Genomic DNA, 15,804 nt, shown 5'->3' with positions numbered 1-15,804 from the left:
CTCACGCTCCTAAGATCCATCAAAATCCGCCGTGTAGCACTCGCTGAGCAGGTTTGCGAGCTGTATGACAAACTAGCTCCATGACCTGCCCGATTCTCAAACTGCTAACTAGACGGTGCCTCTCTGCATCTCTCACCAGACCATGTGCATCTGTTCGTATTGGCTCCTCCGAAGCACGCGCCGAGCAAGATTGTTCGGACAGTCAAGAGCATTACTGCACGAGAGATGTAGGAACGGCACGAGCCGTACTTGACGGAGTATCTGTGGGATAGTGGGTTTTGGGAAGAATCGTACTACATTGGGACGGCAGGTGATGGTTCGACCGATACGATTGAGAAGTGCATCGAACACACGGAACACATTTAGCGGAGCGTACGGCCTTCACCCTCGGGGTCAAGGCCCGAGGCACTCGGCCTGCTTCGCCTGTAGACTCTGGATGTGGAGCAGCCGAGCTCACGGAGGGATATTAGGGAGGAGGCGTTCGATACCTTGATCATCAGTGACCGGGTACTACGGAACGTCATCTACGACACCGCGTAGGTCGTCTGGACTGGACCAAGCGAAGCATCGGTCGTGGAGTTCGAAGAGGCGGAACTCGTTAAGGTGGACCCAGCTGTATGAGACGGGTGCGTGTTCGCTGTCCTCTCGTTCCTCTAATTGGTTAATGACGTCAGGTGTTGTGAGGCTGATGCCGTTCTTGTTGGCTGTGGCGATGAGCGAGTCCAGCTCTTCTTCGGTGGTCGATTCGTCAAGATCATCGTTGAAGTAGATAGTCACAGCAGCTGCGATGATGTCTGCTTCCGTGTTGAGGTTCCGTTCGGTCATCCACGCGTAGTCCCGCGGTAACACGTACGATTTGTCGAAGTATGGTGTCGTGCTTATTTTCCCGAGTTCGGTGACTTCGCCACCAGCGTCCTGTTCATATACAGCGACGATGGTGTCGGCGTGTGCTGCGAGGAGAGTGAATCGGATACGGAAGACGGGGAGCCGGTCGATATCCAGTTCGGAGAGATCAGCCATCAGGAACGGATATGTGCCGAGGCGCTTGTCCAGTTCGTTTTGGACGATGCGGAGCCGTCGAAGGTATGGGTCGCGGTAGCTACCGAGGATGAAATACGAGTTTTCAGGCGTGTGGAGGTGCGGAAGTTCTCGGGTGGCGAACCCCAGTATTTCCGAGGTTTCGTGCGGTTCTAATTCGAGACCCTGAAGCGTATCGTTCACGCTCTCCATGATCTCCGCTGCATTCGGAGGCGGGCCGGGGTCAGCCATACTGTGTGCTCCTTGAGGAATGATTGACATCCTCCTCCGCGTTCACGCGGAGGAATCCCGAGCGGTGGGAGTTTCAGGTTTGCAACCATGGACACCGCCACTTCACGGGAACCCGTTTAACCCAGTCGTCGTGGTCGGTGGCTGTCTAGCCGTGCCAAACGGCTGTTACTCCTATCCTCCATCATGTTCGGACGCCCCGTGTTGTTTTTGCCACGGAGCGTCCGGCAGACTGCGACGGATTCGGAGGTATCGGCGGGCTTGCTCAACCGACGGGCACAGACGAACCCTTCTGGGATTCGTGTTCACCGCGTCGGCATTTCGGATACTGTCTCATTGAGTTGGCGGGTAGACCGCCTCCGAAGGCCGTTCGGAATCCGCTCCGCTCCGTTCCGACCTGACCTTACTACTGTATAGCGGTTCTTAGAACTTCAAAGTACAGATTGGAAATTCGACTATGCAGTTGTTGGTGGGATTCGTCATCGAGTGACGGCGCGTATCCACGGCCTGAAGGCCGTGGTATTGCGCCTGTTCAGCGGATAAATAGGTTGCTAACCAATATGGCTAATACGCTGATTAACCACATTAGTTGACCCAAAGTATTATTCGCGTCGCCGAGGTACCCTCAAGTGAGATCATGAGTGATGCGCCTGCCGCAGAGGGTGGCGGCCCGTTCGAAGAACAGCGGCAGATCTACGACCTTCTCTCCCAGGAAACACGGCACTTGATTCTGCAGTTTATCCTTGGCCACCCGAAGCATCTCCCCTCACTCGATGAGTTGGCGTATATGATACCGAAGAACAAGGCTGCAATCCGGGATCAGCTGGAGGTTCTCAGTGACAACGATATCATCGACTGTTATCGGTATCCACCGAATGAGGACGCGCGCGATCTCCCCAGTCAGTTCTACGGTCTGACCGAACACGGTGTGGAGATTCTCTACGAGTATAATTATCTCCGTGGGCTCCCCGTAGCACGTGCGCTCTACGATAACACACGCCTGTCGGAGAAAGCCCAGCGGCACCATGACGCGCCGCGTCCAGAACTTCCAGACACAGTTCGAGACACGCTTACGATTGACGAGGATGACGACACGGATTTCGACCGCTTGGAGAGGTATATCCGGGAACGAAAGGAGAACACACACAGCGTCGACGATCAGGTAAGTGTTGGAAAGGCGTTCTACAACGCAGGGATCGGTCCCGAAAAAGATGGGATCAAGCGAACGGAGCTGCTTGACTCGCTTGATGTCGATATCGAATACCAACTGAGAACAGTACTGAATCATCTCGTCGATGCTGGGGTGCTTGCGCAGACAGCGCCGCCCGAACCGAATGTCTTTGCGATTAGAGAGCGGCTTGACGACATCGTGAATGGGCAGGTGACTGAGGAAGCGGAAGCAAATCTGGAAGCACTGATTGCGCATATCGACGACGAACTCCAGGTCACGGCGCTTTCTGAGGATGCTGCGGAGCGGGATGGACCGCAGGCCCGGGTGTCAGCACCGTCTGTCGCCGTGGCTGACGGTGCTGGTCGAACAATCCGGAGCATCTTGGCTGCGGAGTTCGGTATCGAGCCAGAGCAGGTGACGGACTTTTTGCGATCCGGTGATCCAGTGGAGCGGCTCAATACGGCTGTCGAAGTAATTGAGTCCTCTGAGGAAGTCACGAAATCGGAAGATTACGGGCAGATCGTGTTTGTCCGACCGGCATATCGCTACCGGCTGACCGAACAGGCAATAAATCTCGTGTGACATCCTCAACCGACTCGAGAGAGCGCGGAGTTCTTCCTCGATCAAACGGAGCCAGCGTCTGTTGACTTTGTCACCTTTCAACGATAGAGCCACTGTCTAATTGAGTCAGTTTGAGAAGTGAGCAGGTCATTGGGCGAATTGGTTAGAATATTCGCAGACCTGCTCAGCGAGAGATGAACCGAATTTTGAAGAATCTTGGGGGAATAAACGGACGGCGACGCCCGTCAGGGCGTTCACCATTCGGCACCATCAGACCGTTGTTCCTTCGGAAGAAAACAACGACATTAGCGGAACTAGTCGTTCAACGCACTCACGGAGCAGTTTAGAACTAGAAATATTAGCTATCTAATATCTGGCGCAACCCGCCTGAGGCATAGTCGAAGCGGATTGCCATTGACGAAACCGGTGTCAAGATTAACAGCGAATGGTCTTGGCTGCCAGTTGCAATAGACCTCGAGACAAAGTTAATTCTCGATGTGGCGTTGTTTGGGCGGTATGGCACCGATCCGGCGGTTGCGTTTCTCCATCGACTCACTGAGAAACACATTTCTCGGATGCTAAGGTGCTCGTTGATCAATCCGACTACCGGACTGCCTTTGCTCGATGAGGAGTAAGCGATCAGATCAACTATACCGACCGAAAACTCATCGAAAAGTGTGTTCAAATCCTTAATATGCGTATCGACCGCTTCCATTATTCGTGGGTGGGAAGTCGGTCGATCGCCTATAGATGTCTTGATCAGTTTATGCATTACTACAACCATCGGAGACTGCATCACGCTCTCGAGGGAAAGACGCCGATCGAGGAGGTACAGAATTAGACAGTTCCTTGTCCCTCTTCGTTCTCAAACTGCTTCAACCATGCCTCAATAGGGGAATTATTGTTACCGGTTACGATCTAGCGGTGGTTTATATGTGTTCTACGATAAAGAAACTATATATGGTTAACATAGAGTCAAACCACCCTAGTGCTTTATGATACGGAACGAGAAGAGTCCTGTGAGAGCGTAACAAATGACGGCCATCACAACAGGCGAACATTTAGTTGTTCGAATCGCCGACAGCGATCCAGACAGAGGCTCTATTTCATCCACCACTAGCTTCGACGGCTCCATCGTCAACGTCGGTTCGACTGGAGTGCCCGCGCTCGAACCGCTCGTCACAGTGACAGCTGCGGGCCGGACTGCGTTTCATACACGATGTTCAACGGAAGAGGTTGAATCGATCATAGCGAGCACCAATACGGCTGACAGCGTCGATGATTCGGACCCGGATGCTGTCCTCTCACACGCCCCAGACCGACATAAGTTTCCGACCGCACCGTTGCCTGGGCTGCGTACTGGCGACCGCCGCGTGCTCGGAGCGTGCGGCTGGCGACGGCCGACGAGCGTTGCAGACCACGAGGCCGCTGGCGGATTCGTTGCGAGTGATGCGGAAACGGTGTTGAGTGTCGGTAAATCCCTCCACGGTCGTGGGTGGGGTGACCTATGTCAGGATAGCCCTCTTAGCGACGTATGGCGAACGGTCTGCGCGACCGACGGCGAGCCGATCATTGTGGTAAACGGACACGGGTCACCTGCTGATACGCTGTTGCTCTCCAGCGCACCGTTCGAGGTCCTTGACGGCGCGTCCGCTCTCGCGAGCACCGTCGGTGCCGACCGAATCGTCATCTACGTGTCCTCGGAGGTCGATAATGCGGTCGAGACAGTTGGTTCAGCAATCGATGCCTACCCGGACCCCGCGGCCCCGATGGAGGTGTTCACCGGTCCCGCGGAGTACCGAGCGGCTGAGCCGACGATGGCGATCGAAGCCTTGGAAGGGAACCACCGGCTGGAGGCCCGGCTTCGACCCCCAGGACCAGAGCGCGTGGGACTTGACGACCAGCCGACGCTCGTTCACACACCGCGGACGCTCGCACACCTCGCCGTAGCCCTGCGTGAAGGTCTCGACGAACAAACGCGTGTGCTGACCGTCCGTGGTGATGTTGATCCCGTCGCAACGGTCGAACTCCCGGAGACGGAGACACTGTCGGAACTAATCGACGCCGTCGGCGTTGACGGGTCGTTCAAAGCCGCTTGCGTCGGCGGTCGATTCGGCGGGATCACCCGTGATCTCGATGTCGGTCTCGGCCCGAAGGCGCTCCGAGACGCCGACCTCGGAACCGATGGGATCGTCGATGTCCTCTCGGACACCCGGTGTGTGGTCGAGTTCGTCGGCCAGCGTGCAAGCTTCGCCGCCGAGGAGAACTGCGGCCGATGCGTGCCGTGTCGGGAGGGGACAGCGCAGTTGGCGTCGCTACTCAGGGATATCTACGGCGGCGAGTTCGACGTGCAAGCGATCGAAGAGCTGGACCGCGTGATGGCTACGTCGAGTATCTGTGCGTTTGGCAAGCGGGCGGGTCAACCAGCACGGACCGCCATCAAGGCGTTTACATCAGAGTTTCAAGCGCACGCAGAGGGGCGCTGTCCCGCAAACGACTGTTTCGAAGCACTGGAGGCATAATCTATGAGTTCGGAAACGCCACAACAGATCGATGCACCGCCGCTGACAGAGCGACTCGCCCCCGGAACGGCGACGGATCCCCCGGTCGGGAGCAACGACGTGGCGACCGTGACTATCGACGGGACCCACGTCGATGTGGAGGCCGGCGCGACGCTTCTAGACGCGGTCGAGGCGGTCGAGACAGACGATTACGTCCCGGCGTTGTGTAGCTACGATCGCCAAGAGATCGGCCCTCGGGGTGAGTGCCGGACCTGTATGGTCGAAACCGACAAACACGGTATCGTACCGGCGTGTAGCTTCCCAGCTAAGGACGGGATCACCGTTCAGACCGACACAGCTGACGCCGCCGAAGCTCGCGACGTCAACCTCGATCTTGTCCTCTCAGATCACAATCTTCGGTGTACGACCTGCGGGAAGAACGGGCGGTGCGAACTACAGGACGCCGCCATCGAACAGGAAGTCGAAGAACCGCGATACGGCGTCTTCGACGACCGCGACGAGTATGAGCCGATCGACGACTCCTCGTCATTCATCCAAATCGACCGCAACAAGTGCATCCTCTGTAACCGCTGTGTCGAGGCCTGCAACGACGTCCAGGTCGAGGGTGTCCTCCGGATGGAGGGCTCCGGCCAAGACACACGGATCGGGTTCCAGAGCGACGCAGAGACGATGGAGGATTCGACCTGCGTCTCCTGTGGGCACTGCGTGACCGTCTGCCCGACCGGCTCGCTCGTCGAAAAAGGGATCGAGGACGCAACGACGATTCCCCTCCCCGGCTTCACGCAGAAGAATAGCGTCGGAGAACGCTACGAAAGCGCCGATAAATCAAAGGGACCAATGACGCCGAAGAAACGTGCCGAACGCACACCCGAGGAGCCCACGAATGAAATGATCGATGCACCGACCGACGACAGCACATCGAGCGATGCCTGGGACGACGATGCCCAGAGCGGAGGTGACTGGCTGTGAGCGACGACCTCAACGGTGTCGCAGGGTATATGCAGCAAGCCAAGAATCAAGCGATAGAGAACGTTGAACACGTCGCTGAGGGCGTCGCTGCCCAGACGCTCCCCGAAGGGAAACTGTTCGAGATCGCACAGTCGATCGGTGACAAGCGACTCGAGGAACTGACCGTCGAAGACACGACGTGTGGCTACTGTGCGGTCGGCTGTCGGTTCGACCTCTACTCCGACGGCGAGGAGATCCTTGCCGCACGTCCGACTGACGAGGAGGACGCACCCGTAAATGGAATCTCCACGTGTGTGAAAGGGAAATTTAGCTACGACTTCGTGAACTCAGACGATCGGCTGACTGCGCCGCTGGTCCGCAACGAAGACGGGGAGTTCCGCGAGGCGACGTGGGACGAAGCGCTCTCGAGGGTCGCCGAGGGACTCGACCGTATCCGAGACGACCACGGCGGCGAGGCATTGTCGGTAATCGCCTCCTCGAGGGCGACGAACGAGGATAACTACCTGATGGGCAAGTTCGCCCGACAGGTGCTCGGTACCAACAGCATCGACAACTGCAATCGGCTATGTCACTCCTCGACGGTCACCGGGCTGGCGAAAACCTACGGATATGGCGCTGCGTCGATCAGTACTGACGACCTCGAACTCGCGGATTGTATCCTGCTGACGGGGTCGAATACCACTGAAGCCCACCCCGTCCTCGCAACGCGGATCAAACAAAATGTACGAGATGGCGGTGACCTGCTCGTGTTCGATCCGCGGGAGGTCCAGATCGCAGAGTACGCGACGCAGTACACCCAAATCAAACCAGGATACGATGCCGTTTGGATCAACGGTATCACCCGTTACATCATCAATAACGACCTCCACGACGCTGAATTCGTGGAGGAGCGGACGACGGGATTCGAGGACGTCAAAGAAGCGGTCAAAGAGTTCACCCCCGAGCGCGTCGAGGAGGTCACCGGCGTTCCGCACGAAGAGATCGTTTCTGCCGCAGAGACGATTGCCGAAGCGGATACCTGCGTGTTCGGGTGGACGCTCGGCCTCACCGAACACTCTCATGGCACCGAGAATGTGATGGCGATGGCGAACCTCGCAGCGATCACTGGTAATCTCGGAAAGCCCGGTGCGGGGGTCTCGCCGTTCCGCGGGCAGAACAACGTGCAGGGCGGCGGCGGCGATATGGGGCCGCTTCCGGACAACTTCCCGGGGTATCAGGACATCGCCGACGACGATATTCGAGCGAAGTTCGAAGACGCTTGGGACTGCGAAATCTCACCGGAATACGGCTACTACACGACCCAGATGTTCCTCGCAGCGGACAACGATGACATCCGCGGGATGTACATCATCGGCGAGAACGCAGCGCTCTCAGAGCCCGGCGTGAACCACGCCGAGGACGTGCTCGAGGACCTCGAGTTCCTCGTGGTCCAGGACCTGTTCGTGACCGAGACTGCCCAGTACGCCGATGTCGTCCTCCCGGCCTGTTCGTTCGTCGAGAAGACAGGGACCTTCACGAACACGGACAGAACGGTCCAGAAAGTTAACAAGGTGATGGAGCCGAAGGGCAAATCCCGTCCCGACTGGCGAGTTCTTCAGGACCTCGCAAACCGAATGGGGCGCGAGTGGAACTACGATTCGACCGCGGAGATACTGGCGGAAGTAAATTCACTGACGCCACTGTACGGCGGCGTGACCCACGAGCGCGTCGAATCAGAGGGCGGCCTCCAGTGGCCCTGTTGGGACGAAGACCACCCCGGGACGAAACGTCTCTATACGGAGGAATTCAACACTGAGGACGGCATGGCTACTCTCCAACCTATCGGGTACAGCGAGCCTGCGGAAACGCCGGACGAGGAGTACCCGTTCACGCTCACCACCGGCCGCGTCCTGTATCAGTACCACACAGGGACGATGACCCACCGAGAAGAGGGCATTATGCAGTACAACCCGAGTGACTTCGTCGAAATTAACCCCAAGACCGCCGCCAAGTACGGAATCGAGAGCGGTGATCCGGTTCGGATCGAATCCCGACGCGGCGAAACGACTGTCCCTGCACAGGTGACCGACCGCGTCGGCCTCGAGAATCTCTTCGTGCCGATCCACTTCGCCGAGAGCGCTGTGAACCGCCTCACCGACGAAGAGCATCTCGACCCGGCCGCATCGACGCCGGAATTCAAGGTTTCAGCCGTGCGGATCGCGGCTGTCGAGGACGATGTCGACCGAGGCGGAGTGGAAGCGGTCGAGACAACGGGGGACGACTAAAATGGCGAAGCCACAGCCGTCCTACCCCGAGTCAGCGACCAACGGTGCGCGGAAAGAACGTCCTGAGGACAACGGCGAAGCGGCCGTTAAGGACGCCCTCGAAACCCACGGCGACGACATCGCCGCAGCGATCGAGCAAAGTGACGAACTCGCGGACGCGATCACAACCGCGGTCCTCGTGATCGCGAGTGCCGACGACGAAGAGGTCGGCCACGTCACGGACTCGGCGGCCAACCTCATCGCCGCCGTCGACGGCCTCTCGACGGACGGAACAGCAGACCTCGCGGACAATCTGGGTGAGAACGCCGACACGCTTTCAGCGTCGCTCGAAGTCATCGTCCAACTTCAGCGCGAAGGCCACCTTGAAGACCTCGCGACCGTCGTAGCTTCGCTCACTGAATCGCTTTCGCCCGAAGAGGTCGAAGAGCTGTCGGCGATGCTCGAAGACAACGGGACCGAACTCGTCACCACCCTCGATGCCATACTGGAACTCCAACGCGAAGGTCATCTCGACGACCTCGTCGAGACCGCGAAGACGCTCTCGGTGTTGGAAATCGACGAGGATGCCGCCCGTGGTATGAACGAGTTTTTCGGCGCTATCGGCGATGCCCAGCGGGACTCCGAGCCGGTCGGTCTGATAGGGACGTTGTCGGCGCTGGTAAACCGGGACGTCCAGTTCGGCCTCGGGTACTTCATCAGCCTCCTGAAGGCCAAGGGACGGCGTATCAGAGACCGATCTTGAACAGTGAGCGACACTAACGACGGCGCCACCGACCACTCGACCGTCTGCCAACTCTGTGCAGTCGGCTGTCGGCTGAAACCCAGTGACAGGTCGCGTGCTGACGGTGTACCGGGTCCCATGAATCCGAATGGACGGCTCTGCCGAAAGGGCATTGGAGCACTCGATGTCGACACGGACGATCGGCTTACGCAACCACTACTCCGTGATGGGGGAGAACTTCAGCCAGCGTCGTGGGGAGAAGCCTACGAACGGATCGTCGACGGGATCGAAGCCACACTCGACCGTTACGGTCCCGATGCAATGGCGTTTTTTGGTGCGCCACACTGCACCAATGAGGAGAACTATCTCCTACAAAAGCTGGCACGGATGCTTGGCACGAACAACATCGATAATCGGGCCCGACTCTGTCACGTGTCCACGGCCCGGGCTCTCGAGACGCGCGTTGGATGGCCTGCGTCGACGAACGGACTCGCTGAGCTGATGGACGCCGACGTAATTATCGTCGCGGGGGCCAATCCCGCTAAACGTCAACCGATTGCGTTCAACAGCTTCGTCCGACCGGCGGTCAATGACGGTGCGGCACTCGTCCACATCGATCCCATCGGTAACGCGACGACACGCCTCGCAGAAATCCACGTAACTCCTCGTCCAAGAACCGATGCATTGGTGTTCGATCTGGTGAGTAATCGTCTCCTCGATGGAGACCACGTCGACCGGAATTTTATCCGCGAACGCACTCGACAATTCGAGTCATTCGCAGCATCTCTGCGGGATCTCGACCCACCCCAAGCAGTGTCAGTGGCGGGCGTCGACGAGACGACTCTCGATCGGCTCGCAGAACGTCTTGCGACAGCGGACAGTGTCGCAGCGCTCGTCGGAACCGGTGTCGAAGGTGACGGTACAGACGCTCCCGAAGCGCTCCTTGACCTCCTCCTTCTCACCGGGAACCTCGGACGTTCCAGTACCGGATTGTACGTACTCCGTGGGCTTGCGAATGAGCAAGGAGCGACTGACGTCGGCTGTGTACCGGATCGTCTACCCGGTCACCGATCTGTGACTGCAACCGACGCTCGTGAGCAACTCGCCGAGGTTTGGGGCGTGACACCCCCTCATAGTCCCGGTAAGAACGCCCGGGAAATGCTTGCGGCCTGCGGCGAGGAAATACACACAGCGGTCGCTGTCGGCGAGAACCCGGCCATCTCGAAGTGTAGCCCCGAATGGACCCGCGATCGACTCGACGCACTCGACCATCTCGTCGTCCTCGATCCGTTTCTCAGCGAAACTGCAAGCAACGCAGACGTTGTGCTCCCGGCCGCTGTTGGATTCGAGAAACAGGGGACTATTACCAATCTCGAACGACGGGTCCAACGGTTTTCGCCGACGAAAACCCCTCCCGGTTCGGTCCGTTCGGATTTCGAGATTCTCCGTGATCTCGGAGCACGGCTACTCCCCAATTCGAACGCGTTCAAACACCAAACGGTTGCAGATGTATTCGATGAACTGGCCCGTGTCACACCGACGTACAGGAAACTTTCGTTCGCCGAGCTTGGATCGTCTGGTCGACAGTGGCCAGCCGACGCCGATTCGACACTGTACCGCGATAGCTTTGAGACGTCCGACGGACGGGCCGTCTTCAGTAGCGGACGATCGAGATCCACCTTCGATTCCGCGGATAGTCTCTCCCTTATCACTGGCGGACGGATCGGGGAGTCACAGAGCGATGCCAGCGAGGCTGAACGTGTACTCAGAATGCATCCAACGGATGCCCAAGACCGGGGTATCGGAGAACGGGAGCGTGTTGTGGTCTCGAATGAGGGACAGACTATCGAGGTCAGCGTCGAGTTAGATGAAAACGTTCGGCTCACGACAGTATACTTACCCGCCCAAGCCGCGAATCCCCTTCTGCGTCGCGGCACGAGCACCGTCACGGTCGAGTCAATATATGAGCTGGATCAGAGGTGAGGTCACAAACCATCATATTTTGCACATCTGTATCGCGTCATCACAGTGTCACCGTTTCAGCATCTTGCGACTTCCCCCTATCTAGACCTCCACGAACTCAGTGAGTGCCTCGACTACTCACTATCGCCGCTGCTGGAGTAACTGATTGAAGAGGCACAGAAGATCCACCAGCAACGACCGATCTTCCAAGAGACGCTCGCTATCGCTACGCAACCGAGGTATGTATCTTCGCTAAAGACGAATGTCACCAACGCTATCAGTCGCCGATCTATAGCGATGTTTCCAGCGGATACGACGGCCGCTTCCCTTACCGTACTAAAAAGGGAACAGAATTTTGGTAGGGCAGAAATCGATTCTATTCGTCTTAGCTGCTTAGTAGATCACCTCATCCGGTATTTTTCATCCCGGCGGCAATTCCCTTCACCGTCAACCGAAGTGTCCGTTCCTCAATATCCGTGCGGTGGGCCTGCTCGAGCAAATGGACCTGCAGTACGTTTAGCGGATCGACGTACGGATTCCGATGTTCCAGATTCTCACCGAGCCAGTCACGGGCATGAAGTTCGTCGCGCTGGCCGACTTCGGTGATCAGTTCGAGTGCGCGTTCGTACTCAGCAGTTATGCGCTGGAAGAACCGATCGCGAAGGTCCGGATCTGCGATGTTCGCGTACTGCTCGGCGATCTCGAGATCAGTTCGAGACAGTGAAAGCGCGGCGTTGTCCAATGTGGTCCGGAAGAACGGCCACTTGTCGTACATCTCTTGGAGCATCTCTATCGAGCCGCCGTCCTCTCGCGTCTCATTGCCGCTCGAGGATTCCGAAGAGCGTGGCTCCTCGCCCTCGAGATAGGCGTCAATGCCGGCGGCGAGGGCGTACCAGCCCGGCAGGATACACCGCGACTGGGTCCAGGAAAACACCCACGGGATCGCCCGGAGATCCTCGACCGTGCGCTCACCGCTGCGAGAGGCCGGCCGCGAACCGAGGTTGAGGTCTTCGATCACGGTAATCGGCGTCGCCTGTTCGAAGTACCGCACGAACCCCTCGCTCTCGAGGAGGTCGCGATACTCTTGTCGGGCAGCGTCGGCCATCTGTTCCATCGCCTCGAGCCACTCCTCGCGGACCGCTTCCTCGGGTTGGTCGATCGCCTGTTTGCGCGCCCGGAGTTGGGCGTTGAGCATCTGCTCGATGTTGCGCTCGGCGATGCGGGGGTTGCCGTACTTCTCGGCGATGGCCTCGCCCTGTTCGGTGAACTTGACCTGTCCCGTCACGGTCGAGTTTGGCAGCGCCAGCAGCGCCTCGTTCATCGGACCGCCGCCTCGCGAGATCGAGCCGCCGCGGCCGTGGAACAGCCGCATCGTCACGTCGTGGTCGTCGCAGATCTCCCCGAGTCGGCGCTGGTTTTTGTACAGCGACCAGTTGGCCGCCAGAAAGCCGTTCTCCTTGTTCGAGTCCGAGTAGCCCAGCATGATCTCCTGGGTCTGCCCGCGGGCTTCAAGTGCCTGGCTGTAGGCTTCGTTCTCGAAGAGCGTGCCCATGATCCGGCGAGCGCCCGAGAGCGCATACTCGGTTTCGAGCAGCGGGACGATGTCGATCCCGGAGTGTTCGGGGAGGGAAACGACGCCGGCCTGATCAGCCAAGAAGAGTACCTCGAGGACGTGGCTGGGCTCCTCGGTCATGGAGATGGCGTAGGTGTCGATGGCCTCGACGCCGTACTCGGTCTGCCAGTCGGCGAGGCTGTCGAAGAGTTCGAGGACACGAGCCGAGTCCTCGGAGAGGTCGTCCGTCTCCGCGAGGTCGATCACCGGCTGGTCCTGCAGGACCGCGTCGGTCAGCAGTTCGACACGTTCATCCTCCGAGAGTGACGTGTAGTCGATCCCCGCGCGCTCGAGGGCTTCGGCGATGGCGTCAGTGTGTTTCTGCTGGTGGTCGCGCAGGTCCAGACTGGCCAGCGAGAAGCCGAAGGTGGCGACCTGCCGGCGGATCGGGTCGACGTGACCCTCGACAACGCTCTCGGCCCCGTTGTCCCGCAGGCTATGGGCGATCCCCTCGAGGTCAGAGAGGAGTTCGTCGACGTCGTCGTAGCCGCCCGGGCGGACGTCACCGACACGGTCGAGGCGCTCGCGCATGAGTTTGAGCTTTTGGCGGTAGGGTTCGTCGGGATAGCGCTCTTGGGCCGTGCGAGCGCTGCCGGGAAGCCGCTCGCGGTCGCGCTCGAGGGCGGCTTGGAAGGCCGAGCCGGGGTCGATCCGGCTGCCGTCCTGACTGAGGACACCCGAGAGGCGTTTAAGCTGTTCCCGATACTTCTCGAGGATGACCGACCGCTGGCGCTCGAGGGTGGTGGCGGTCACCTCAGGGGTGACGTAGGGGTTGCCGTCGCGGTCGCTGCCGGCCCACGAGCGGAACTCGAAGAGCTTCGGAATCTCGATATCGGCCGGCACTTCGGCGTCGATGGCGTCGTCGAGTTCGTCGTAGACTTCGCCAACGACATCGAACAGCGTGTTCTCTAAGTACCACTGGACGTTGCGCGCCTCGTCTTCGGGTTCGGGCTGGCGGTTGCGTACCTGCGGGGTCTGCCAGAGGCTGGTTACCTCGGCGTCGATGTCCCGCCAGACTTGCTCTTCTTCCTTCTCGGTCAACAGCCGCTCGTCCAGCGTCTCGAGAGAGGTCGAGATGTCTCTGAGTTTAGCTTTGACCGTTTTCCGCCGAGCCTCGGTCGGGTGAGCGGTGAACGTCGGTTCGATCAACACGTCGTCTAAGATCCGCTGGACGGTCTCGACGTCGGCCTCGCCGAGCTCGTCGGCCGCGGTCTCGAGGCTATCCGCGAGAGTGCCCTCGTGAGAGTCGGTGCGAATCGTTCGTACGCGCTCGCGCTCCTCGGCGAGATTGATCAACTCGAAGTAGGTCGTGAATGCGCGCGAGACGACTCGTTGATGGTGCGGCGAGAGCCCCTCAAGGTCGGCGACCAGCGAGTCGCGCGAGTCGCGCTCACCGGAGCGGTATTCGATCGCAGTCCGGCGACACGACTCAACCCTCTCGAATGCCTGTTGAGATGCCTGTTCCTTCAGTACCTCACCCAGTAGTTCACCGAGTTCTCTGATGTCCTGCTGGATCTCTCTCTTATGGGCTGCCATGATCGACCTATGCTGGTTACATAGAATACTCACATAAAGTCGCCGATTATTAGCAATCATATTATCTATACGGACGGGACGATATCCGTCCTAGTCCCAGTTCTTGGCCGCTCGAATGTCGGGGTCGGATCGCGGAGTTCGTCGAGGAACGTGAGACGGTGAACACGAACTCGAAGACAATGAACATGTCGTGGAGTTCGACTGCGTCGATGTTGTCGGCTCGCGCCCGACCATCTCGTAGGCGCTTTGCCTGCTCTCAACGACGTAGACATTCGGATTATCCACGTTGGCGACTGATGGCTTTCGGGAGTAGTATCTCGAGCGTCGCTAGTTCGTTTCTCGGTGCGATTGAGACCTGCTCTAAAACGATCGACGGCTTCCGGAATACGACCCGTTCTGAGAAGACGAGGCTGGTTTCCGCGCACGCTACTCAAGCGGTCGTTATACGGCGTCTGGTCGGGCGAGACAAACGGATTCGCGGTCTTCTCACTGTATCTGTTCCCGACGTCAGTCGTCAAGCCGTTGTCCCTCCCTTCCACACTGATTCCACGTGTTCGATTTCCGCATTTATTTGAGAGATACAAACGAACGAGTCAATCTCTCGTCGGCTGTACCGGTGCTCGTAGAACCGAGACGCGGAACCGTTCAGACGCAGTCGCCGAGGGCACCAGCAACGAGCTCGGATGCCGCTGTATAGCGGATCGATCTATCCGTCGCTTGTCTCCGATTTCGAACGCGAGAACCTCCGACTTGTTTCAGGAGTCGATGGGGCCATTACAAACATACATCTGTAAAAGATTGTTTTCTATTCGCTATTTCCGATTCTATAAACTCATAACCTATGGAAAACGATAGTTGGTGTTTGACATTCGCAAACGACATTCCCCCACACGTCTCTTTTTGGCTCACTGCGGCCGTTCATAGCAGTTTCCCATTGCTGTCCCGGAACGGAGTCATCGTTCCATGGAAAAGGCGAAAATACCTTGATACAGTAGCCGTTTTATTGACATCGATGGCTGTACCTTGGTTAGACGAGAGCAGTGCCATTGACCTCGATGACTCCGCGGCACTGGCCGACGCCGCCGCCCGCGCCCAACAGCTTATCCCCGAAACGCCGTTTCCCGATGAGTTACGCGCGGAGGTCCTCGAGAGCTATCGGGAGGTCGGCGACGGCGGGGCAATAATTAAGTGACACCAAAGAAAAGTATTTATGCTGGAAT

The 15,804-nt window shown here is 58.4% G+C and carries 9 protein-coding genes and 3 pseudogenes; 10 read left to right on the top strand and 2 right to left on the bottom strand.

What is annotated here, in order from left to right:
• Positions 1 to 120: 120 nt before the first annotated feature.
• Positions 121 to 366, top strand: a pseudogene (gene tnpA, locus ACJ70B_RS19205) (IS200/IS605 family transposase); the annotation flags it as partial.
• A gap of 144 nt (positions 367 to 510) precedes the next feature.
• On the opposite strand, the gene ACJ70B_RS19200 reads toward tnpA, so the two are convergent.
• Positions 511 to 1,269: a hypothetical protein gene (locus tag ACJ70B_RS19200; RefSeq protein WP_408960616.1), complete on the bottom strand. Its 759-nt coding sequence runs from the start codon at positions 1,267 to 1,269 to the stop codon at positions 511 to 513.
• Between the two features lie 634 nt (positions 1,270 to 1,903).
• On the opposite strand from ACJ70B_RS19200, the gene ACJ70B_RS19195 reads away from it, so the two are divergent.
• The 8 genes and pseudogenes from ACJ70B_RS19195 to ACJ70B_RS19160 form a co-directional block, all read left to right on the top strand.
• Positions 1,904 to 3,019 (top strand): hypothetical protein, encoded by a 1,116-nt coding sequence (locus tag ACJ70B_RS19195; RefSeq protein ID WP_408960615.1) that lies wholly within the window; start codon positions 1,904 to 1,906, stop codon positions 3,017 to 3,019.
• A 147-nt stretch (positions 3,020 to 3,166) separates the two neighbouring features.
• Positions 3,167 to 3,839 (top strand): annotated as a pseudogene (locus ACJ70B_RS19190) (IS6 family transposase).
• 733 nt (positions 3,840 to 4,572) lie between these two features.
• Complete coding sequence (locus ACJ70B_RS19185) at positions 4,573 to 5,520, top strand: NADH-ubiquinone oxidoreductase-F iron-sulfur binding region domain-containing protein (protein ID WP_408960614.1); 948 nt, start codon at positions 4,573 to 4,575, stop codon at positions 5,518 to 5,520.
• A 3-nt stretch (positions 5,521 to 5,523) separates the two neighbouring features.
• Positions 5,524 to 6,489 carry a 2Fe-2S iron-sulfur cluster-binding protein gene (locus ACJ70B_RS19180; RefSeq protein WP_408960613.1) on the top strand — a complete coding sequence of 322 codons (966 nt, stop codon included), beginning with the start codon at positions 5,524 to 5,526 and terminating at the stop codon, positions 6,487 to 6,489.
• A gap of 29 nt (positions 6,490 to 6,518) precedes the next feature.
• Positions 6,519 to 8,753, top strand: a complete 2,235-nt coding sequence (gene fdhF / locus ACJ70B_RS19175; RefSeq protein ID WP_408960690.1) for a formate dehydrogenase subunit alpha — start codon at positions 6,519 to 6,521, stop codon at positions 8,751 to 8,753.
• 1 nt (position 8,754) lies between these two features.
• Positions 8,755 to 9,495 carry a DUF1641 domain-containing protein gene (locus tag ACJ70B_RS19170; RefSeq protein WP_408960612.1) on the top strand — a complete coding sequence of 247 codons (741 nt, stop codon included), beginning with the start codon at positions 8,755 to 8,757 and terminating at the stop codon, positions 9,493 to 9,495.
• 117 nt (positions 9,496 to 9,612) lie between these two features.
• Positions 9,613 to 11,457, top strand: a complete 1,845-nt coding sequence (locus ACJ70B_RS19165) for a molybdopterin oxidoreductase family protein (RefSeq protein ID WP_408960611.1) — start codon at positions 9,613 to 9,615, stop codon at positions 11,455 to 11,457.
• Between the two features lie 81 nt (positions 11,458 to 11,538).
• Positions 11,539 to 11,676 (top strand): annotated as a pseudogene (locus ACJ70B_RS19160) (IS4 family transposase); the annotation flags it as partial.
• Positions 11,677 to 11,842: 166 nt separating this feature from the next.
• Here the strand turns inward: ACJ70B_RS19160 and ppc are convergent.
• On the bottom strand, positions 11,843 to 14,584 hold the full coding sequence (gene ppc, locus ACJ70B_RS19155) for a phosphoenolpyruvate carboxylase (RefSeq protein WP_408960610.1): 2,742 nt from the start codon (positions 14,582 to 14,584) through the stop codon (positions 11,843 to 11,845).
• A gap of 1,012 nt (positions 14,585 to 15,596) precedes the next feature.
• Here ppc and ACJ70B_RS19150 point away from each other — a divergent pair.
• A complete protein-coding gene (locus tag ACJ70B_RS19150) occupies positions 15,597 to 15,776 on the top strand; it encodes a hypothetical protein (protein ID WP_408960717.1) in 180 nt (59 codons plus the stop codon).
• Positions 15,777 to 15,804: the final 28 nt, after the last annotated feature.

The organism is Natrinema sp. 74, assembly GCF_046097095.1.
GTDB lineage: Archaea > Halobacteriota > Halobacteria > Halobacteriales > Natrialbaceae > Natrinema.
This window is presented reverse-complemented; position numbering and strand designations above follow the sequence as displayed.